Source organism: Holdemanella porci (genome assembly GCF_019052655.1).
Taxonomy (GTDB): Bacteria; Bacillota_I; Bacilli_A; order Erysipelotrichales; family Erysipelotrichaceae; genus Holdemanella; species Holdemanella hominis.
In genome coordinates this window covers 1-338 of the sequence record NZ_JAHQVB010000194.1, presented here as the reverse complement: position 1 = coordinate 338, position 338 = coordinate 1, and the positions used below count along the sequence as shown (strand labels likewise).

General features: G+C 34.9%; 1 protein-coding gene. It reads left to right on the top strand.

Features of this window, described 5'->3' with window-relative positions:
- Positions 1 to 161: 161 nt before the first annotated feature.
- Positions 162 to 338, top strand: a 177-nt coding sequence (locus KTQ83_RS12805) for an IS3 family transposase (RefSeq protein ID WP_425331035.1), incomplete at its 3' end; no start/stop codon positions are given.

The window sequence follows — 338 nt, the reverse complement described above, 5'->3', positions numbered from 1 at the left end:
GAATAACACAAGTTCTGTACTGTCTTGTTTCTGAAGAGTCTAAGGTCGACAAAGACTTTTCGGTGACTGGAGTGCTAAGTAAGCTACATTTGTCAAAATCAGGATATTACAATTATCTGCATCGAAAACCAAGCAAGCAATCTATATCTAAGAAAGAGAGAATGCAAGCGATTCAAACTATATATGATGATAATCATCAAATTTATGGTGCACCAAAGATAGCGAAAGAGATGCAAAAGAAAGGCGAAAAAATATCACAAAGAACTGTAGGTGTATATATGCGAGAAATGGGTATCAGAGCCTGTTACATTAAACCATATGTAAAAACAACCTTTGAT